The organism is Paenibacillus harenae (genome assembly GCF_030812415.1).
In the GTDB taxonomy this organism is placed as follows: Bacteria; Bacillota; Bacilli; order Paenibacillales; family Paenibacillaceae; genus Pristimantibacillus; species Pristimantibacillus harenae_A.
This window is the reverse complement of record NZ_JAUSST010000006.1, coordinates 543,502-563,411: the sequence shown is the minus strand read 5'-3', so window position 1 is coordinate 563,411 and position 19,910 is coordinate 543,502. Positions and strand designations below refer to the sequence as shown.

At 47.5% G+C, this 19,910-nt stretch carries 18 protein-coding genes; 2 read left to right on the top strand and 16 right to left on the bottom strand.

Annotated elements, in window-relative coordinates; genetic code table 11:
- Positions 1-90 precede the first annotated feature (90 nt).
- From J2T14_RS23515 to J2T14_RS23445, 15 genes are all read right to left on the bottom strand, one after another.
- Positions 91-1,461 (bottom strand): sugar phosphate nucleotidyltransferase, encoded by a 1,371-nt coding sequence (locus J2T14_RS23515; RefSeq protein ID WP_307208115.1) that lies wholly within the window; start codon positions 1,459-1,461, stop codon positions 91-93.
- Between the two features lie 24 nt (positions 1,462-1,485).
- Positions 1,486-2,469: a polysaccharide pyruvyl transferase family protein gene (locus J2T14_RS23510; RefSeq protein WP_307208116.1), complete on the bottom strand. Its 984-nt coding sequence runs from the start codon at positions 2,467-2,469 to the stop codon at positions 1,486-1,488.
- Between the two features lie 75 nt (positions 2,470-2,544).
- Entirely contained in the window at positions 2,545-3,096 is a 552-nt protein-coding gene (locus J2T14_RS23505; RefSeq protein ID WP_307208118.1) for an acyltransferase, read from the bottom strand.
- A 62-nt stretch (positions 3,097-3,158) separates the two neighbouring features.
- Complete coding sequence (locus tag J2T14_RS23500) at positions 3,159-5,885, bottom strand: chitobiase/beta-hexosaminidase C-terminal domain-containing protein (RefSeq protein ID WP_307474693.1); 2,727 nt, start codon at positions 5,883-5,885, stop codon at positions 3,159-3,161.
- A gap of 248 nt (positions 5,886-6,133) precedes the next feature.
- A complete protein-coding gene (locus tag J2T14_RS23495) occupies positions 6,134-7,021 on the bottom strand; it encodes a glycosyltransferase (RefSeq protein WP_307474691.1) in 888 nt (295 codons plus the stop codon).
- The gene (locus J2T14_RS23490) at positions 7,018-8,064 is read right to left on the bottom strand and encodes a glycosyltransferase family 4 protein (protein WP_307474689.1); all 1,047 of its coding nucleotides are present in this window, start codon (positions 8,062-8,064) and stop codon (positions 7,018-7,020) included. Before J2T14_RS23490 ends, J2T14_RS23495 begins: the two co-directional genes overlap by 4 nt.
- On the bottom strand, positions 8,057-9,430 hold the full coding sequence (locus tag J2T14_RS23485) for a lipopolysaccharide biosynthesis protein (protein WP_307474688.1): 1,374 nt from the start codon (positions 9,428-9,430) through the stop codon (positions 8,057-8,059). Before J2T14_RS23485 ends, J2T14_RS23490 begins: the two co-directional genes overlap by 8 nt.
- Before the next feature lie 3 nt (positions 9,431-9,433).
- Complete coding sequence (locus J2T14_RS23480; protein ID WP_307474686.1) at positions 9,434-10,678, bottom strand: glycosyltransferase family 4 protein; 1,245 nt, start codon at positions 10,676-10,678, stop codon at positions 9,434-9,436.
- On the bottom strand, positions 10,675-12,018 hold the full coding sequence (locus tag J2T14_RS23475; protein WP_307208125.1) for an O-antigen ligase family protein: 1,344 nt from the start codon (positions 12,016-12,018) through the stop codon (positions 10,675-10,677). The genes J2T14_RS23480 and J2T14_RS23475 overlap by 4 nt, the downstream gene beginning before the upstream one ends.
- A 29-nt stretch (positions 12,019-12,047) precedes the next feature.
- Positions 12,048-13,304 carry a glycosyltransferase family 4 protein gene (locus J2T14_RS23470; protein ID WP_307474684.1) on the bottom strand — a complete coding sequence of 419 codons (1,257 nt, stop codon included), beginning with the start codon at positions 13,302-13,304 and terminating at the stop codon, positions 12,048-12,050.
- A gap of 12 nt (positions 13,305-13,316) precedes the next feature.
- Complete coding sequence (locus tag J2T14_RS23465) at positions 13,317-13,979, bottom strand: sugar transferase (protein WP_307208127.1); 663 nt, start codon at positions 13,977-13,979, stop codon at positions 13,317-13,319.
- Positions 13,980-13,981: 2 nt separating this feature from the next.
- Positions 13,982-14,884: a UTP--glucose-1-phosphate uridylyltransferase GalU gene (gene galU / locus J2T14_RS23460; protein WP_307208128.1), complete on the bottom strand. Its 903-nt coding sequence runs from the start codon at positions 14,882-14,884 to the stop codon at positions 13,982-13,984.
- Positions 14,885-15,197: 313 nt separating this feature from the next.
- A complete protein-coding gene (locus tag J2T14_RS23455) occupies positions 15,198-15,878 on the bottom strand; it encodes a CpsD/CapB family tyrosine-protein kinase (RefSeq protein WP_307474682.1) in 681 nt (226 codons plus the stop codon).
- The gene (locus J2T14_RS23450; protein WP_307474680.1) at positions 15,859-16,614 is read right to left on the bottom strand and encodes a YveK family protein; all 756 of its coding nucleotides are present in this window, start codon (positions 16,612-16,614) and stop codon (positions 15,859-15,861) included. The genes J2T14_RS23455 and J2T14_RS23450 overlap by 20 nt, the downstream gene beginning before the upstream one ends.
- 148 nt (positions 16,615-16,762) lie before the next feature.
- Positions 16,763-17,059 carry a hypothetical protein gene (locus J2T14_RS23445; RefSeq protein ID WP_307474679.1) on the bottom strand — a complete coding sequence of 99 codons (297 nt, stop codon included), beginning with the start codon at positions 17,057-17,059 and terminating at the stop codon, positions 16,763-16,765.
- 978 nt (positions 17,060-18,037) lie between these two features.
- Here J2T14_RS23445 and J2T14_RS23440 point away from each other — a divergent pair.
- The gene (locus J2T14_RS23440) at positions 18,038-18,667 is read left to right on the top strand and encodes a TetR/AcrR family transcriptional regulator (protein ID WP_307208141.1); all 630 of its coding nucleotides are present in this window, start codon (positions 18,038-18,040) and stop codon (positions 18,665-18,667) included.
- A 5-nt stretch (positions 18,668-18,672) separates the two neighbouring features.
- Entirely contained in the window at positions 18,673-19,356 is a 684-nt protein-coding gene (locus J2T14_RS23435; RefSeq protein ID WP_307474678.1) for an MBL fold metallo-hydrolase, read from the top strand.
- 26 nt (positions 19,357-19,382) lie between these two features.
- On the opposite strand, the gene J2T14_RS23430 is transcribed toward J2T14_RS23435, so the two are convergent.
- Positions 19,383-19,835, bottom strand: a complete 453-nt coding sequence (locus J2T14_RS23430; protein ID WP_307474677.1) for a VOC family protein — start codon at positions 19,833-19,835, stop codon at positions 19,383-19,385.
- Between the last annotated feature and the right edge of the window lie 75 nt (positions 19,836-19,910).

Genomic DNA, 19,910 nt, shown 5'->3' with positions numbered 1-19,910 from the left:
CCTCAGGCGGCAAAAGCTCGTTTCGCAGTGGAATATAGGCTGAGTCTAGGATTCAAGCTTATACTTTCCTATATTCTGAAAAATCGTCACCTACACCGTACATAATTGCATAATTTCATTCCAATCAAAGGCAAGCCGTACGATATCTTCTTCAATAAGCTCCGAACCGGTTTGCACCTCAATGATGTCCATTTCCGTCTCCGCCCGCAAACTGTGCTTGCTCTGTTTCGATATAACGAGCACATCTCCGGCCTTTACCGGGAATCGCTTATCGTTCAGTATCATCTCCCCGTTGCCGGAAACGACGGTCCATACCTCGTTCCTTAGCAGATGGTACTGGTAGCTTAAATTTTGGCCCGGGCTTATGCATATCCGTTTGGTCAGCACTTCATTCCCGTCGGAATATTTCAAGTAATCAAGCACTCTGTAACGGCCCCAGCGCCGCTCCTCGTACATCGGACGCTGATCCGAGTGCTTCATGACCTCTTTGATCATCGGGCTTGATGCCTTGTCCGAGACGAGAATGCCATCCGGACTCGCGGCGACGATGACATTGGATAAATTAAGCAGAGTAATCGGAATTTCCAGTTCGTTGATAATATGCGTATTGGATGAACTTTCGGTAATGATTCCTTTGCCGATCAGCGGAGTCGCAATTTGCTCCGTCAGCGTGTTCCACGTCCCAAGATCCTTCCAATCCCCCTCGTAGGGCAGCGCGACGATAAGATTGGCTTTCTCCACCACCTCATAGTCGAAGCTGTTCTTCGGAAGCTTGTCGTACTGCTTCACCATCTCGTCGTATTGAATCGGAAGCCCGTTCGAAAGCAGGATATTAATGATGAAATCCAGCTTGAATGCGAACACGCCGCAATTCCAGAGCGCTGCCTGCTCAATCATGGCCGCCGCTTCTTCCTCGCGGGGTTTCTCCCGGAAGCTCTGTACATTCATATATGGCGCATCATGCGCAGTCCCGCTTTGCGGAACGATATAGCCGTACTTTTCGGAAGGATAGGTCGGTTTTACCCCCATAAGGGCCAAATCCGCGCCCGACTCGTTCAACACCCGGCTCAGTTCTTTGGTCTTGTGGAAGAACGACTCCTCCACGTAAGGGTCGACCGGCATGACCACGACCGTTTCATTCAGGCTGACGCCTTCAACCGAATACAAATAGGTGGCTGCCAGCGCGATCGCAGGGTACGTATCCCTTCTTTCCGGTTCGACGACCACTTCAATCTCGCTTCCCAGCTGGTTGTAGATCATTTCCACCTGAGGCTTGCTCGTTGCGATCAATGCATGTTCGCGAAGCCCGGCACTGGCAATCTGCCCCCAAACCCGCTGCACCATCGACTCAAGCTGCCCTTCCGAATTCCTGAGCACCTTCAAGAACTGCTTGGACCTAGAATCGTTCGACAGCGGCCACAGGCGTTTGCCCGAGCCCCCTGAGAGTAGAACAATTTTCATGGAAACTCCTCCTATTTATAGTAGTTAACTGATTTGCGAAGCGTTCGAATTTGTTGTTTGCCCCTCATTCTTCACAATCAATCGGGCGGACCCTATGCCGCTTGTCCATGTATGATAATAGTTGGAGTTCTTGCCGTAAGAATTGTCCAGCAGCGTATTCGGCTTGTCCATTAGGCAGGACAAGATGTGGCCGTGAAGCCTTGACGTCTGCACCGTCCGGTAACCGCTGAAGCGCTTGACTGCTTTATCCACCAGATAATCGGTGTACCTGCCCCAAATCGCCTGCATCGGCAGCGGAGTGCCGCCTTTCTTAATCATTTTGACAATGAGATTAATCGATTTCTGCTCCACCTTGTTGTACAGGGAGGCCCAGTCCAATAAATCGCCGCGACCCGTGGATTCGAGCTGCTCCTGCTCCGTCGTTTTCTCGATATCCGTACGGAAGAAGCAGAGCAAATCTTTGTCAGGGCTGTCTTTATGCCGGATCGGCCATAATTGATGGGCCATGTCAGGCGATAAATAAACGTTGCATCTATGGAATTTCTCGGTTGCGGCGCTAAAGGACAACGTGTCGCGGACGTAGAGATGAATATCTTTATGTCCATTGAATATTTGCGCCGTTCGGTCGAATTCAGACTCTTTTTTATAGAATATCGTCTGTGGAAGCATCACGATCCGATGGTACGGATAGCTGGTAATCATTTTCTCGCGCAGCTTCTGATGCGCCGGATACAGGTCGCCGAAGTTCCCTCCTCCATGCAGTACGATGATATGATCTTTCGGAATAGCCAGCGAATCGGGAAAATCAAGCACGCTGTAGCGTGCGCGGACGTGAATATTATAGTCCTTGAAGAACGCTTCCGTGCCTTTCATGATGAGCAGATCGCCGCCGTTGCTGTGAACGGGAATATCGATATAGTAAATATTGGAGCCCGGCGGAATAACTTCCGAAATTTGGCCCAGCTTATTTTTCAGTACATCCATAGTGTGAATATTCTTGCTCTGCATGATAGCCCTCTCCTCTACCTTTTTTTCTCTAACTTACACTGGAGCAAGAAATGAGAATCATTTCTGCCATCGATCCTAGAGAATCCACTCCACATTCCGTTTGACTTCCTTTGCCGGTACTCCCGCCACAAGCGTATAGGGCTCCACATCCTTCGTTACAACGGAACCCGCCGCGATAACGGCACCGTCGCCAATTGTGATGCCTTTCAAAATCGTCGATTTACAGCCGATCCAAACCTTATCTCCAATGAAGACCGGCTTCGTCGATTCGGTACCTAGAAGTTGATGATAATCGGTATCTATGATGGATACATCCCAGGAAATCGCGCAATGATTCCCTATCTTTACTTGCTCCTTGCACCTGATTTCCGATCTTCGATTTATGAAGGTATGATCGCCGATCTCGATCCTCGCTTTTCCCGATTCCAAATAAATGCCGATGTCTTGATGCAGGATGACGTTTTTCCCGATAATTAATTTGGAATTTTTAGCTTTGGATACGACGACCCTCCCGCAGACCCGAAGCAGGCTGCCTCCCTGGTCCAGCCTTGTTCGAAAGAACATGCCGAGCAAAATACGGTAGCCGTATCTGACATATTCCTTAAGGCTTCTCTTTCTTTGATCCATGCTCTCCTTCACCTCCATGGGGTGAAAATCCATCCTTCGTTCACAGCCCGCGGCAAGTCCGCTCATTTGCTGCTGAAATCGTAATAAAATTCAGAACGTTCCCCTAGCATCACCTTGTAGATGTCGTAGTTGGTGGCCATGACCTCTTTCAAGTAATCCTTATAAGGACGATCGGCTACATTCACAAGGCCCGAGTTGTAACGTTCTCCCCAAGCGCCTTCCCAGTATCTGCCCAGAGCAGCCTGGTCCACGTAATTGAACACATGCGCGCCCACAATGTTGTCAAGACTGGCCGCCGCCTCTACAAAGTTCCGGTAACGCGTTCCCCTCTGGAACTGATTCTCGGCCGAATTCTGAAGGAGCGGATCCAATCCTTGTTCCGTCGTACCGAAACCGAATTCGCTGATCAGAATCGGTTTGCCGCCTGATTTCGTGTACACATCATTCAATAGATCGCGATCCAGGTTATAACTGTAATAGTTGATACTGATGACATCCACGTATTTCCCTTCTACCTCTGCCATAACGCTCCGAAACTTCTCATTGTGGAACGGCGTCGTTAACCAGCGGTCTCCGAGAAGAAGGTGATTCGGATCATATTTGCGGTAGAGCCGCGAGACCGTTCCGTAGAACGTATCGAGATAGTACCTGAAAAAGGCGTCCATATCGCGCCAAGCCTGCGATGTCTCGATCGGCAGCTCCGCTTCTTTCAATTCTTCAAAGGATTCGAAGCTTGTCCCCCATTCGCTGTTGAATTTGTATATTTCTTGATACTTGTCCTTCAGCCTTTTAACCCAATGTCCTTTGATCGCCGCTTCGCTTGCCTTCAGCTTCGGCACATGGGAATAAAACTTATGGTATTCGTATTCGTTGTCGATGAAATATCCGATCAGCATCGGATCGTCCTTGCTCGGCGTAACTGCTTTGGCAAACGCCGCATCGAGCTTGGTTACCGCATCCGGCGCAAAAATATCGAATAGCGAAATCCCGTCTATCTTAGCCCAGCTCATGCTGCTCAGCGGAAGCATCTTCACGTAAGGCAAGTTGTTCCCATTGCCGTATTTTTCGGGCGAGAAGCCTCCCGCACTGTTAAATCCCCATTTTCTGATGCGCACGGCCGCTTCCGAATAGATCGCATGCTCGGTTGGAACGACCCCTGTTTTCCGGTATTTGTTCGCCAAATAGAACGAAAAATTATCGGTCCCTTTGTAAGCCGTTTTATATTCCTCCCGAATAGATGGAATCGATTCGAACAGCTCCTCCCGCCCCTTAACCATCGTATAGGTTTCATTGGCCGTAAGTCCGTTCACGCCTAAACTGAAGAAGAGATTGCCTTCCGGTGTTGTCATCGCTTTGCGGCTGCCCATCTGCTGAATGGCAAAAAAGCCCTTGTTCTGCAAGCCGTATTTTGCCGCGCTGCCTGCCAGACCGCCGAAACGGTCCCGGCCCGAAGGAGGCGTTAGACCGGCGTAATAGGAGGCGTCGGCCTCGGCATCCGCTTCCAGCTGCTGATCGGTTATCACCTTCTCGGGAAAATTAGCCGAAATCAGTTGACCGAACCGGTCCACTTGAATTTTATCGCTTGCGTTGAGCGTATACTTACGGATTGGACTTGGATCCATGCCATCCTTGACGGCATAGGTTTCCAGCACGTTATAACCTGTGAGCTCGAGCGGTTCGGAATAGTGCTGGAAAATTGACCCCTTGTTCAAACGGTAATAAATCTTTGCCCCGCTCGAAGCCGTGGTCAGTACGGTATGCAGCGATTCGGTGCTTCTGGTTGACTGGACCTTCACGGACGCGGTGCTTCGATTGAAAGTAACATTCGAAACTTGGGGCGACCAAGACCTCGATCCGTGCAGCTCGATTTTCAAATACCTCGTGCCCGCCGGCAGCGACGAAGCCTCGTAAGCGTACTTCTGCCAATTGGATACGGGATAGCCTACCGCGTAAGTTTCAGCAGAAATTTCCGTATAATCCTTTCCATTCACCGAGGTAAAGATCCGATGTTTCATGGTGGCATGCCCAGTGAAGAAGTAGCTGTCAACCATAAAAGAAGAAATATCGAAATCCGTCTGATAAACGATGCTCCCGGGATTCACTGTGGTACGTGCCATCCGATGCGAATCGTTGCCGAAGTAATAAGGCTTGTCTTTCGCAATATAAATGCTCGATTTGCTGTAAAGCTGCTCGAAATTGTCGAGCGGATCGTGCAATCCGATTGCCGTATCCAAAGAACCTTCGGGAATATAATGGTAAGCGGAAACCCTGCTTGCCGCTTTTTTGCCCGAAGCCGAATTCTTCACGGCGATCGTCTTTAATTTGAGCTCGTTCACCACTATAATCGGTGAAGTATAAAGCTTGCGCGTAAGAGACGTTCTAGGGTCGCTGCCGTCCGTGGTGTAATAGACGGTGTCGCCTGCAGCTGCCTTTTCCAACATGACCATAGAGCCGTAAGGGACGGACCCTGAAGGCAGATTGGCAGTTACGCCTAATGAACCATTCAGTACCGCTTTCCCGATTACCGGCGATTTAGCGATATCGCTGCCAGTGAATTCTACCTTCAAATATTTTGCGTCCCCGCGAAAGTTTCGCAATTCATACACGACCAGATTCACGTTATCCCCGTCATTGTAAATTTGCGGAGTCACTTCTTCATAATCGCTGCCATCGTGGGAGACATAAAAATTCGGCTGATTATACGGCCCGTTGTCATCGCGATAGTACGTATATAAAGAAAAAGTGTTTAGAGGTCCGTCTGTCCGGTAGGTCATGTATTCCTTAGGCATGAAACTTCGGACCACCCGGGTGGGATCATCGGCGCCGGCATATTCCTCCAGAGAAAGAGTCTCCGAACGTTTGTGAACGTGACTCCAATCCGCAAGATCGTCAACTACGATTTCAGTAGAAGTAGCAAAACCGTGTATGGGTATAAGGGTTATAAGTAATGTTAAAACCAATAACCAATAAAACAGAGTACGGCTGCTTTTCTTTATGTTTGCTACCCACTTCACCTCTTTTCTCCTTTCTCCCTTTGCTAGTTATAGGTTCGCAATACACCGCTGATTAAACCGTTATTGTACATAATTTTGCTAATATTGCGAAAAATCCGATTCTTATCGAAGAAGAAAATGACCGTCAACAGCATAAATACCGGAACCTTCATGACGGATTTGACGAAAATGCCCGTTTTCCGCTCCGAGCTGACCGCACTGCTTACTCCCTGCCAATAAATTCTCCGCAGCAGCCATTTCCGGCTAACTCTGCTGCGCGGAATTTTGTGCCGCACCCAGGCATGAGGCGTATAATAGACGGTATATTGGCTGCGGATTCGATCAATGAGCTCGGCCTCCTCGCTTGAAAGCAGGTTGCTTCCCACCCTGCCCAGATCCTCGCGGAAGGGTTTAAGCGAATTGAACACGGATTTGCGGAAAGCTACATTGGCTCCGAATGGGATGGCCGGCTTTTGCATTTCGACAATTTCATGGGAATAATCCAAAATGGTATAGAGCGTCCGGTTTTCCGGTAAAAGCCAAGTCGGCTCCTCCCCTTCCCATGCCGGTTCGATCCTTCCTCCAAGGCAGCCGATCCGGGGATCGGTCTCGAATAAGGAGACAATGCCGCTGATCCATTCCTTGGAAGCCACAGCATCATCGTCCAAGAACAGGATATATTCGCCCTTCGCTTCGCGAATCGCACGATTTCGGGCAACGGAGAGCCCTAGCCGTTCTTCGTACGCATAAATAATCGGAATATTTGTCATCTGATTGACTTCTTGAACAACCTGTTTGGTGTTGTCGGTGGACCGGTTGTCGACCACGATCACCTCAAAAGCATCCGTAAAATTTTGCCGTAAGAGACTTAGAAGCGCTTCTCTCACATCCTCTGCCCTGTTATGGGTGCAAATCGCTACTGTCGCTTTCATGCGTTCACCTCGTACCGTTTCGTTCCGGTATAAACTTTTATCATTTTCCCGGCTATCCCCTGCCAGTCCAGTTCTGCCAGTTTTTTCGAGATGTTCTTTTCTACCTCGTTCATATTCATATGGACTGACATCGCCAGCGCCTTGCGCAACCCGTCGGGGTCGGCAGGGTCGTATAAGATTCCGCAGCCTTCGGAAACATATTCGCTGAGCGAACCGAGCTTAGGCGCAACGACCGGCTTATAATGGGAGAGAGCGAGAATCGCGCTGCCGGAAGTCGTAATCTGGTTATAAGGCAGCACCATCACATTGCCCGCCCGTAAGTAGTCGACAAGCTCGCAATCATCCACGAAATGAGGATAAACCTTGATTCTGCCGTTATTAATCGGATCGATGTAATCCAATTTATAACCGGCGTCCACTTTTCCCGCTATGAGCAGTCCGGCCGATTCCAGATTCAGCGATAAGAAAGCTTCGACCAGCTTCTCAACTCCTTTGTAAGAGTTGATTCTGCCGATAAATAAGAACAGGAACTGTTCCGGCGGAATGCCGAATCGCTTACGGATATCCGTCCCATTGCCGACATAAGCATCCACGTAATGGCCATGCGGCGTAACAATCAGCTTACCTTCGCTCACTCCGAACGTTTCGATAACCTCTTGCTTTACCGTTTCACTCATGACGAATCCTTTGTTGCAGACGGATAAAATAAACTTTCGCATCATATAATCCCACTTCTTTTTGCCCGTGGAATGCGGCCAAATATTGTGAACGGTCCAAAATAACCGTACACCCCGTACTTTCAAAAACAAAAGAAGTCCGGCAAATAACATTGATTTCACGACCGTCAGCGGGAAAGTGGACGACTGATACGAGTAACTGGGCCAATGCATATGGACAATGTCTCCCTTTGCGGGTTTAAGGGTGTTCTTCGTATCGTAATGCTCCACCCGCATGCCCTTATCTACGATGGACTTCGTCAGCAATTCGGAGTATTTGTTATATTCGCTAACTTTGGGCCACATATAAACTGTTGGGTTACTCATCCATTCCACCTGCTCTTCCAGCTCTTTTGATGATCTTTTTTTCTCTCAGACGTTTGATCAGAAAGCGGAAATCGTCCTTGTCAAAAAGCATACCGGCAAACCGCACCTTGAACACGACCCGCATCGCGGCTATCGTGATCAGCATTCTTACCATCGCACCGATTAATAAAGATAAAGCTATTCCGTTCAGACCGTATAAAGGGGTAAACACGAAGAACAGTCCGATCGTAATCGCAAGCGCTATAACTTGCCGGATTAGCACAAGACCGGGACGACCCAATGAGTTGAACGAAGCAGCCAGAATCCATGAGCCGCCGCCGAGAATGCATTCGAACGACAGAAGATAGAAAGCGGTGCTGGCTTCCAGAAATTCCTTGCCGAATAAAATACCCATCAGGAATTTGCCGATGAACATGCTCGGTACGACCACGATCGTCATCAGGATAAGCGACAACCGGAAAGCCCGGCCGACCGTCGAAATAATCTTGTCCTTATCCAGCCCTGTCAATTTCGGAAAGATGACATTCGAGATGGCCATCTGAACCGTATTGAAGACGCGGGATAGCGCATAAACGACGCTATATAGACCGAAATCCCGCGGCGTGAGCATCGATAATATAATGATTTTGTCAAACTGCGAATACAAGGTTCCCAGAAGCTCAACCCCAAATACCCTGCTTCCGTAACCGAACAACGACTTGGCCGCAACCCGGTCAACCATACGTTTGAACCAATCGATCTTCAGCTCGCCCCTCAATTGGAGCAAGGACCAAATGACGACGAGCAGCGTGGTGACCAGGAAGACGAACGAGGCAGCGTGGATATTCAGCACTCCGACCATAAACAGGACGACGATACCCGCTAAATTAAACAGCGGAACAAACAGCCGCACACCGTTATAGACTTTGAAGTTGTCCGTGCTCTGCGCAAGCGCCGCAATCAGATTGACCGCAAGCAGCAGCGGAAGCATCAGCACGGTGTACCACCTGGCGGTCTGAATGACGTCAACAGAATAGTTGCCCAGCCAAACCGGCAGATAGATCCATGAAGCCACGCCCACAATGATGCTGACAGGGAGCTGGAAAAGAAATCCTGCCCTGATGTATTCCGCCCCTTTGCCGGCATGCCGCTTCATGTTGTAAATAAGGGAAGTGGGAAGCCCGAATCCTACAACTCCTACCAGGAAGGTCGACCAGAACAGAATCGCCGATAATTCCCCTTTGCCTGCGACGCCGAACATTCTCGCTGTCACGATGGAGATCAGCGTGGTTATGACCATCACCATAAAATTAGTTGCGCTGGTACGCAAAATCGTTTGAACCAAACCATTTCCATTTAATATTTTACGGATTGCCAATTGTGCCATAGACTACCTTCCCACGCCGGCCTTTATTTTTTTTCCGATGATATTCTCCGATTGCGCTGTACCGGTTACTTGATGCATGACGGATTGATATAATTCCGTATGCCGTTCAAGCAGCGATTGTTTGGTAAACCTGCGGCTATGTTCCAGACATTGTCCTTGAATCGTTCTTTTTTGTTCAGCCGTGAGTGAATAATATTCCATTAACTTGTCTTGAATCGCTCCTGAGCTGCCTGGCGCAAACAGATATTGCTTACGATTCAGCACAACGTCAGGAATTCCGCCTACAGCAGAGGCGTATACGGGCGTGCCGACTTGATAGGATTCGATGATGACCCGCCCGAACGGCTCTTCCCAAATCGAAGGAACAACGGTAGCATCTACTTGAGCCATAAGTTCCCGCGCCTCATTCGGCTTTACTTTACCGGTGAACACGATGCGTCCGTCATTCCGGCACGCTTCCGAAAGCTCCTCTTTCAGCTTGCCTTCACCGCATACATATAGCCGCTCGACTACTTCTTCCGGTAACGAGCGGACGGCTTCGATGATTTCACGAACACCCTTCTCCGGTTCGATTCTGCCGAAATAACCGATGCGCAGCGGTTTACGCTCGAAATCTTTCTCTCCCGCAACGATATCGCCATCCACGACGTTCGGAATGACCAGGTGTTCAGCATTCGGAAACAATCCCGCTTCCGTATGACGGTTTAAAATATGCGAAGATATGCCGACAACCGCGGATACCCGTTTGCTGAATCCAAGAGAGGTCAGTCTGTATAACCTCGCAATCAGCGGATTGGATATCGGCGAGCTAACCGGTGAGATGAGCGAGTAATCTCTTAATGTATGAACGATCGGTACACCCGCTTTAAAGAAAGCGGTCCATATCCCGGCTCCGAAACCGGATAAATTCTGAGTATGGACCAAATCAGGTTTGATTTCCTTCAATAGGTTCGCAACAGTCCCGATCTGCATAGGATTGTAAATATCGATAAGTCTGCGAGCCACCTTATTCAGCTTGCCGTGGTGTTCCGTATCGCCGATCCAATACAGATTGTTGTAAGGCAGACGATGAACCGTAACCCCGTTAATCAACTCTGACGTTATACCGGCGTTTCTCTTTTGTCCTCCGGTCGTAATGACATGCACATCGGCAACCGATTCAAGCGTTTCGGCTAAGATTTGCGTCGATATTTCCGCACCGCCAATAATATGAGGACTGTACAAACTATTTACAATAACGATTTTCATGCCTTTCGTCTCCATTCGCTATAGATAGGTCTAACGGGTAGTATCTGACCTTTAACCCGAACGGGAACTCGTACAGGCATACCGGTACGTATCGCTTCCGTCTCGAACCCTCCCCCGCGGATGAACCCGAACAACAACCAGAAATCCAGAAAAGCATAAGAATCAAAATTCATGACGAGTGAGATGCATAACGCAAAAGCGAATTTCGAATACGAATTTGCCCCGCAGCTGCGAAAAATCGAAACCAGAAATCCTCCAAAAAGGATAACCCCGATAAGGCCTTCCTCAGCGAACACCTTCGACACCATATTTCTCGACGTGGCTGCATCGGGTTTAATAAATACCAGATCGTACACTTCACTGAACTTCAATCCGCTGCTGAAATGCTGCTGTAGAAGGGAGGCAAACTCCGTATAATAAAAACCGCCGCCTACTCCAAAGATCGGATGTCTGGCAAATTCCATAAAACCGATGGCCGGAAACACCAGCCTGATAAAAAATGAATTATCATTATTTATTAATTGATTAAAATCGAACTGAAACCGATCCGTGAAATAGCCGCTTATCTTGAACGTTTCGATCAGAAAAGGCACGCCTACAACAACGACTAAGGCGCAGGCCGCCAGAACGACCAGCATCCGGCCTCTGTTCTTGTTCGTGACCAGTACATAAAAGAACAGTGCGGTCAGCAGCACGGTGTAAGCGTAAGCGGAGAATGAAAGAACCATAAGCAGCATAGTTGCGAAAAGCAGAAGCAGCTGCTTGCGGAACCCCTGCTTATACAGGAAGAACATAATTAACCCGCCGCTCAGCATATGAATCGCCGCCCATGAAGGCTCGCCGGACAACATCTGAATTCTCCGGAGATACACCTTATCCGCGAACAGTCCCGTAAAGACTCCAGAAAATCCGTTGCGTACGAAAAAGGAGTCGAAAAGCTGAAGAAAACCGGCAAAAAGCGGAGGAATAAAAGCTATCGCAATACTTTTTGCGATGCGCTTTATAATCTCCGGATCTTCCTTCGCTTGCCCAGTGACGTAGACCGATACCCGATACATAGAAAGACCGAACAGAAGCGTGATAATATGCGACGCGCTGCTGCCGATATCACCGTTGTTTGTTGCAACGATTAAGGAATGCCCGACGCTGTACATCACGAAGAGAAGAAAGAAAATATCACCCTTCTTGAACCTGAAGTCGGTAAACAGGAGCAAGACGGATGCAAGGAACATCGGAAACATAGATATCGGCCGATAGACCGAGAACTGGAAATAGGGCAAGCTGTCATACGTCAGCAGCATCAGGGATAACATAAAAAGCGCAATTACAAGATTTCGCATAACCAACACCTGCTCTTTGCGCAATTGCCCTACGATAGAATCAACTCCAGATTTTTACGGGTCACGGAGCTGCTGAAATGATGGGTCACGTAACGGATCGAATTGCGCGATACTTTTTCGTTTATCTCATCGTTGTCCAATAACAAGAGTACATTTTGTACCATCTCCTCATCCGTTTCGCAGACGAACAGATCCTCATGATTAATTGCATTGATGCCTTCGCTGCCGATCGGATTGGTTACGACTGGCACTCCCCAAGACATCGCCTCGACGATCTTCGTTTTGATTCCTGTGCCAAAAAGCAGCGGAGCGATCATTAAAGCGGCATCGCTTACGACCCGCTTAACGTTATCCACTTCGCCCGTTACGATAATGTCAGGATAGGCCTGCTGAAGCCTAAGCACTTCGGCAGTCGGATTTTTCCCGACGATATAGAACTTTGCTTTCGGTGCCTGCTGCTTTATCCTGGGCCATATCTGCTCACAGAAATAAACGACGGCGGAGCTATTGTGAGGGATGTCCATTTTCCCTACAAAGACGATCTTGTCCCTGTCATACGACCTTGGATTCCCCGTTGTTTTCTTATCCGGGTCGAATCTCATCGGGATGCCGAGACAAGAGTCATGGCTCACAATTTGCCGGAAGCTCTCCGCTTCTTTGGGTGAAGTAAAGATAAGGTGTTCGAAATTTCGGGCTGCGCTTTTCTCGTACTTGTGCAGCAGCTTGCTTTCGAAAGCGACAAGCCATTTTTGAATGAACTTCAAATTCGCAAACCGCTTGATGCCGGATGGGAGCTTGTCCGAAAAACCGCCGAATATGGACGGAATGTACTGAAACCATTGCAACTGCCGTTCATAACGCAATGACAGTAGATCATCGTAGCTGAGCACCTTTTGCGAGGCTCCGTCCGAACGGTATTCCGCTACGCGCACCATATCGTAAAAGATGAATTCCGGCTGCTCTTCCTCGATCTTTTCTTTGATCAGCCTATGCGTTTTCCGGGAGTAATAAACGGATACTTGCAGCGGCCACCTTCGCATGAGCAAGGAATAGACCAGCACATTGAACAGCTTCTCGGCCATACCCGGCAACTCCAGACTCACCAGGCGGGAAATCGCAGCCGGCTGATCCTTCAGGTACTTTTTGTCATCAATAAATGACAAGTTCACGATCTGGCAATCGGGATAAATATCCTTGATTTGCCCAATGTATTGCTGAAGCAGGTTTTTTCTGCCGTCCGTATTTGGAAAAGGCAGCCTGTTCGTAATAAACATCATCTTTTTCATTCATTTTCCGCCTTAGAAAGCATCTTTTGCCCCAAGAAGCACTTTGAATGTCTTGAATATGATTTTCAAGTCAAACCCAACGCTTCGATCTCGGATGTACTTCAAGTCCAGCTCAACCATTTCTTTAAAGCTTAATTCATTACGGCCGCTTACCTGCCAAAGTCCTGTACAACCGGGCTTAACGGTTAAACGCAGCTTATCGTAATCCGTATACTCCTTGACTTCCCTTACGAGAGGTGGTCTTGGACCGACCAAGGACATTTCTCCCCGGAGCACATTGATCAGCTGCGGGAGCTCATCGATGCTTGTTTTCCGTATGAACTTCCCGATTTTAGTAATTCGCGGATCGTTTTTCATCTTGAACATAGCGCCTTCAATTTCATTTTGAGCGAGCAAATCTTTCAGCTTTTCTTCCGCATTGCTTATCATGGAGCGGAATTTATACATACGGAACGGCTTCTCGTTCTTGCCGATCCTTGTTTGATAGAACATTACGGAGCCTTTCGGATCTTCAAATTTGATCAGAACGGCAACGACAACAAACAGCGGACTTAACAGAAATAATCCAACCAGCGAACCGATTATGTCGATGGCGCGTTTGAGTATCGAATTCACGGTATTCCTATATTCATTTGGAGTGTTCAATACCACTTCATCGCGATACTGCGGTTGCATAATTACTCAACCCCTATCCCTAGTAATTGTTTCCCAAGTTCCCTCTCCAACAATTCCCCAAGCTCGCTTAAGAGCTGATGCCGAAGTTCGTTATTCCGGAGCGCAAAATCGACCGATGTCATAATAAAACCGAGTCTTTCACCTACATCGTAGCGCTTGCCTTGAAAGTCGTAAGCGTAAACGCCTTTATCCATATTCAGCTTTTGAATGGCATCGGTCAGCTGAATTTCTCCGCCTGCGCCAATCTCCTGCAGCCCTAAATAATCGAATATATCCGGGGTCAGAACATAACGGCCCATAATGGCCAAGTTGGATGGAGCTTGTCCTTTCGGCGGCTTCTCCACAAAACGGTTCACTTGATAAAGTCGGCCCATCGTCTCGCCTGGATCGACAATCCCGTATCGGTCCGTCTGATCCGCATTAACGGTTTGAACGCCGATGACCGAACGTCCGGTTTGCTCGTACTGCTCGATCAGCTGCCTGGTGCAAGGAACGTCGGCCTCTACGATATCATCGCCAAGCAGAACTGCGAACGGTTCGTCTCCGATAAAATTGCGGGCGCACCAAACGGCGTGACCTAGCCCTCTCGCTTCTTTTTGCCTTATATAGTGAAGATTCACATTGGAGGATTTTCTGACTTTTTCTAAAATGTCAAATTTCCCTTTGCTCTCCAACGTATATTCCAGCTCAAACGCAATATCAAAGTGGTCTTCGATCGCACGTTTACCTTTGCCAGTCACGACGATTATGTCTTCTACTCCTGACTCAATGGCTTCTTCTACGATGTACTGAATGGTGGGCTTATCAACGATTGGAAGCATTTCTTTCGGCATTGCTTTCGTCGCCGGCAAAAACCGGGTACCGAGTCCCGCAGCAGGAATAATAGCTTTTCTCACTTTTTTCAATTGACTTCACCCTATCCTATATATATTTTTTTTCGCATTGCAGCGAGATGCTAAAAATGCGAGCTATGCTTTCGTGATCTCTGAGAGCATAGCTCGGATTTTTAGATAAAAATCCGAGGTAAAAAAGCAAAAAATAAAAATAGAAAAAAAATTGCTAGGGCATTTAACCCTTCCTCACGTCACGCCCTTGACGATAAACGTCTAAGGTCATTTGACCCACAGCATGACCGAGTGCCTCCGGTGGTAGAGGTGCAGGAGACATTACCTTCCCATTCAACCTATCAACTTGGAGTAATGACGCTAAGCGTCGCTGCTAGCTTCGTATGTAGTAGGAATAGGATTCCGATTGTTTTCGGTTAATGTTATTGAGAACAACGCCGATAAGATTGGCTTGCACATGCTCGAGAGAGGCCTTCGCTTTGATCGCGACTTCTTTTTTCACTTTTCCCGAATCGATGACAAGAACAACGCCATCGCTTTGGGTCGCAACGATTTGAGCGTCCGTTACGGACATGATCGACGGTGTATCGATGATGATTACGTCATACGTTTCCCTCAATTTATCAAGCAGCGCCCCCATGTGCTCCGACGACAGCACCTCTGACGGATTAGGAGGAGCCGGGCCTGCGGCAATGACCGACAGATTGTCCGTACTCGTATGCTGGATGACATCCTGCGGCTCTAACCGTTGCAATAAGGCTGACGTCAAGCCTTTATGGTTGGATATTGCAAAAATGTGATGCTGCGCCGGTTTCCGCAAATCCGCATCGATCACCAGCACCCGTTTGTTTGCTTGAGCGAAAGAAACCGCCATATTGGCGCATGTTATGCTTTTCCCCTCGCCCGGTTGGGATGAGGTGACCATTATGATCTGAAATTTATGGTCGATCGACGAAAACTCGATGTTTGTCCGCAGCATCCGATACCTCTCGGAAATCGGCGAATTTGGATTTCTTTCCGCGATAAGGTTCCATTTACGTATCAAGCGAGACATTGCTTCCCCTCCCTGCTCTTGGTGTTAGATTGGCTTTGCTGCCCCGATCTATGGCATCACTCTCTTTAAACTTCGGAATCGATGTCAGTACCGGAACCCCAAGCAGCGTCTCGACGTCTTCTTCGTTCTTGATCGTTTCGTCCAAATATTCCAGCAGGAAGGAAATGCCTACGCCCGCCATCAAAGCCAGGATGAACGCGACGGCAATATTCATAATCGGATTCGGGGCCACAGGGCCGCGCATCTCATTCGGATCCGCCTGATCCAAGACGGATACGTTATCAACCTTCATCAGCTCGGGAACCGATTTTTGAAAAACAGTCGCAACGGCATTCGCGGTATTGGCCGCCTTCTCATAGGAGCCGTCCCTGACGGTTATGGTCATGATCGGCGTTTCAATAACCGAGCTGACGCTTACCTTGCTTCTAAGCTCACCGTATGTATCAGCAAGGTCTGGGTACTCATTGATAACTTTTTTCATCATGCGAGGCGTTGTAACGATTTCTTTATAGGTTTTGATGAGTCCGATCGTGGAGCTAATGGAGCCTACGTCTATGCTTGGAAGCAGCGTACTGCTGTCCTTGTAGTCATTGACGATTAGGGTAGCGGAAGCTTCATACTGCGGTTCGATGAAATTGAAGGAGTAAAAGCCGATGGCTATGCAACTTACCGAAATAATTAAAGCAATCAATAGCAGCCTTCTTTTGATGATGATCCAATATCGTTTTAATTCCAAAATCGTCTCCTCCGTTACTCGTTCAGTCTACTTCTATTAGCATGCAATCAATGATTCATAACGAGAATATTATTATTATGTTATTCAAAACGAGAACATTTCGATGTGAGAAATTGTTGATGCGTCCCGCGTCATCATTTCTCGATTCTTAGATGGCCTTTGATCTCCCCATCTTCATAAAATCATCCACTGTACCGCCGTTTAAGACATGCTGCATCATATCCTCTGAACATGCATCAATTTCATTTCTCTTTAACAGAAGCGATACGAGCTCCGCCATGTCGATCGGCTCGTTTCTCGGATTATAGCCGGTCAATACAAGCAGTTCGGCCAATGATCCCCAATATCTCGCCATATTTTGATTGGCCATGGAAGGATCCTCGGATAATCTTTTCAAAAACTGCTTTAGCCGTAACTGTTTTTGCTCTTGATTCAAATTGTCCATTTCAACGAAATCCTCCATTTCCGAGCTTACTCGTTCTTATCCGTAAGTTCAGATTGCTACAGATCGACATATTACACAACAATAATTAGGAGGTTTTAATATTAGTAAAATATAATTTTTGATTTGTTACATTATGAACTTTGAAACTAGTATGGCACAGATTATATAAATTCTTGAGGGAATAAAGACATGTTGTGCTTTAGATATTCCTTCTCATTTTGATATTGATTCTCATAAGAACTTACTCCTAATTTATCCAGTTCTCCGATCATATACCATTGCGTTTCAGTGAAAAAAAATAGAAATTCACCAAATGAAAGCGCTTAATGATTTTCATAGTCATTCCGATTAAAGTCTCATTTCAGTATACCTTTAAACTGACCGAATCCCTTGTGGAATAAAGGCTGTAAACGGTTTCCATTTTTATTCAGGCACCCTTTTTCCGCAAAAAATAGGCCATGATTTCAATGCAAATCCAGGACTAATGTCCAGTGTCCTATAAAAACATGACACGAAAATGCATTCGACATTATTCGCAATCGATATATTTAGTTCGTTATAAAAAATGAAAGCGGTTTTTTGTCTAAAAAAAAGAAAAAAACGAGCTGTTTCACTTCAAAAGAGTTTGCTCGAGCTCTTAAAACATCGATATATGATAAAAAATTACAATTATTGCATCACGTTTCCGATTGTCTCTAGTATTTCTTTCCCAGCCCGAAATATGAAAGCAGTCGTCGCAACGCCCCTTGTGATAAGAAAAGCGTCGTAGGCATGTTGGGAATGGCTGGTCTTCAATGATGCCATTCGCATTGTCTTGAAATAACTCACCCCATCTTCTCCCATGCGTTCCCGTATGACACCGAACGATTCGCGCAGCCATTCCGTCTGCATTAAAGGAATTTGTTGACACTTAAGTAACCATCGGTTATATTATAACCAACGGTTACTTAAACGCAAAGTGAAACGAGGAGTTCCATAATGACGACAAGACAACGACTGCGCTCGGAAGAGACGAAGCAAGCGATTTTGACTGCTGCAGGCAAGATGTTCACAGGCCGAGGCTTCGAATTCGTAACGATGAGGGAAATAGCCAAAGAGGCTGGCTGCTCGCATACTACGATCTACATCTACTTCAAAGATAAAGAAGTACTGCTGCATGAGCTTTCCATGGCGCCTCTGCTCGAACTGAAAGATCGGTTCGAAACGATTGCCAGGCAAAGCGAACTAACACCGGAAAGGAAGCTCCAGCAAATCAGTGTAGCGTTCATCCACTTCTGCTTGCAGAATAAATCGATGTACTCGGTTATATTCATCACAAAGGGAACAAGAGTAGATCAAGAGCCTGATCTCCCCATCAATAAACTTCGCTTTGATTTATTTAACCAACTGGGGCATATACTTCAAGATTGCTTGCAATTGCAAGCACATGACGAGCGGCTGCTCACCTGCAACCGCATCTTTTTCTATATGCTGCAAGGGATCGTCAGCACTTACTCACAGACCGACGAACCTCTTCAGGACATCATGTCCAGACTTCATTCAACGTTCGAGGAAGCCTTCGATTCTCTTCTTATCGGTTTTAAATCCAAATTAACTAATGGAGGATGATGAAAATGAAAGCAACGCAAATCTCGAAGCATATTTGGAGCTTGAAGACGTGGATCTTAATCCCGGTTACGGTGTGGGTTGTTGTAGAAGAGGACGGGGTCACATTGATCGACACGGGGATTCCGACGATGGCGAAGGGCATTATGACATTCATTGAACGACTGCAGGCCGGTCCGCTCAAGCGCATCATTCTGACACACGGACATTCCGATCATGTGGGGTCTCTGAAGGCTATCCTGCGCAAATATAATGTGCCGGTATTCGCTCATCGCAAGGAAATTCCGTATATCGAAGGCGAGCTTCCTTACTCGGGCAAGAAGCTGATGACTACCTTGCAGAAAGGGACGACGCATGCTTTGCCGGAAAATGAGCAAGGTCAATTGCAGCCGATCGGCGGCTTAACGCCCTACTTCACGCCTGGACATTCGCCGGGGCACGTCGCCTACTATCAGGAGCAAGATCAAGTGCTGCTTGCCGGAGATTTGTTCTCGTCTAAAAAAGGAAAGCTTCGCAAGCCCCTCTTCACTCCGGATATGAGCGAAGTGTTGCAGAGCAGCACGATCGTCAGCAAACTGCTCCCTGCCAGACTGGAAGTTTGCCATGGCAGCTCGGTGTCTCAGCCGGCGGATCAGCTCGACGCATATATCGCCGGAATAAACAAAACCCATCCTAGCGTTACAGTGAGTTAACCGACACGTACCCTAAGTATCGATAATTAGGCGAGAACACCGGATTGCGATAACGCCGCTTGTCCTTGAAAGACGGCATTGGTCGCTCCCAGGGAATTCCCATCGGGGTCAAAAAAACCGAATCCGCTTATTTCACCAGGGTTAAGAACAACATGTTCACGGTTAGTCTTAACGCCGTGCGATGCGAGTTTCCGATGGAAGGCGGATAAATCCGGTACATAGAAATCAATGATGCTTTGCGTATACCCGCGGTTCGTGTTGTAAAAGCCTAAGCGGTCATCCGATTCTGTCTTGACGAGATAAATCGTTGGCACTCCGGCTACGTGGCCTGGGAACTGCATCATGGCTTCCTTCCATGATTGTTCATACTCGCCAAGCAATTCTAATCCGAGAAATTGGCAATACCAATCGACTGCACGTTTGAGGTTCGATACCGGAATTTCAATACTCGCAATGCGGGGAACGGGAATAACCGACATATGGGAAACCTCCTACATAACGTTTTTTGTAATCATAATAAATAAACGACAATTAGAAACAAAACCAAACAAACC

What these genes read in the sequence shown, in the direction of transcription:
- J2T14_RS23435 (WP_307474678.1), top strand. Translation starts at nt 18,673, where the DNA reads ATGAAAGCAACGCAAATCTCGAAGCATATTTGGAGCTTGAAGACGTGG.
- J2T14_RS23470 (WP_307474684.1), bottom strand. Translation starts at nt 13,304, where the DNA reads ATGAAAAAGATGATGTTTATTACGAACAGGCTGCCTTTTCCAAATACG.
- J2T14_RS23490 (WP_307474689.1), bottom strand. Translation starts at nt 8,064, where the DNA reads ATGAGTAACCCAACAGTTTATATGTGGCCCAAAGTTAGCGAATATAAC.
- J2T14_RS23455 (WP_307474682.1), bottom strand. Translation starts at nt 15,878, where the DNA reads ATGTCTCGCTTGATACGTAAATGGAACCTTATCGCGGAAAGAAATCCA.
- J2T14_RS23515 (WP_307208115.1), bottom strand. Translation starts at nt 1,461, where the DNA reads ATGAAAATTGTTCTACTCTCAGGGGGCTCGGGCAAACGCCTGTGGCCG.
- J2T14_RS23480 (WP_307474686.1), bottom strand. Translation starts at nt 10,678, where the DNA reads ATGAAAATCGTTATTGTAAATAGTTTGTACAGTCCTCATATTATTGGC.
- J2T14_RS23465 (WP_307208127.1), bottom strand. Translation starts at nt 13,979, where the DNA reads ATGCAACCGCAGTATCGCGATGAAGTGGTATTGAACACTCCAAATGAA.
- J2T14_RS23500 (WP_307474693.1), bottom strand. Translation starts at nt 5,885, where the DNA reads ATGCCTAAGGAATACATGACCTACCGGACAGACGGACCTCTAAACACT.
- J2T14_RS23440 (WP_307208141.1), top strand. Translation starts at nt 18,038, where the DNA reads ATGACGACAAGACAACGACTGCGCTCGGAAGAGACGAAGCAAGCGATT.
- J2T14_RS23495 (WP_307474691.1), bottom strand. Translation starts at nt 7,021, where the DNA reads ATGAAAGCGACAGTAGCGATTTGCACCCATAACAGGGCAGAGGATGTG.
- J2T14_RS23445 (WP_307474679.1), bottom strand. Translation starts at nt 17,059, where the DNA reads ATGGACAATTTGAATCAAGAGCAAAAACAGTTACGGCTAAAGCAGTTT.
- J2T14_RS23430 (WP_307474677.1), bottom strand. Translation starts at nt 19,835, where the DNA reads ATGTCGGTTATTCCCGTTCCCCGCATTGCGAGTATTGAAATTCCGGTA.
- J2T14_RS23505 (WP_307208118.1), bottom strand. Translation starts at nt 3,096, where the DNA reads ATGGATCAAAGAAAGAGAAGCCTTAAGGAATATGTCAGATACGGCTAC.
- J2T14_RS23475 (WP_307208125.1), bottom strand. Translation starts at nt 12,018, where the DNA reads ATGCGAAATCTTGTAATTGCGCTTTTTATGTTATCCCTGATGCTGCTG.
- J2T14_RS23485 (WP_307474688.1), bottom strand. Translation starts at nt 9,430, where the DNA reads ATGGCACAATTGGCAATCCGTAAAATATTAAATGGAAATGGTTTGGTT.
- J2T14_RS23510 (WP_307208116.1), bottom strand. Translation starts at nt 2,469, where the DNA reads ATGCAGAGCAAGAATATTCACACTATGGATGTACTGAAAAATAAGCTG.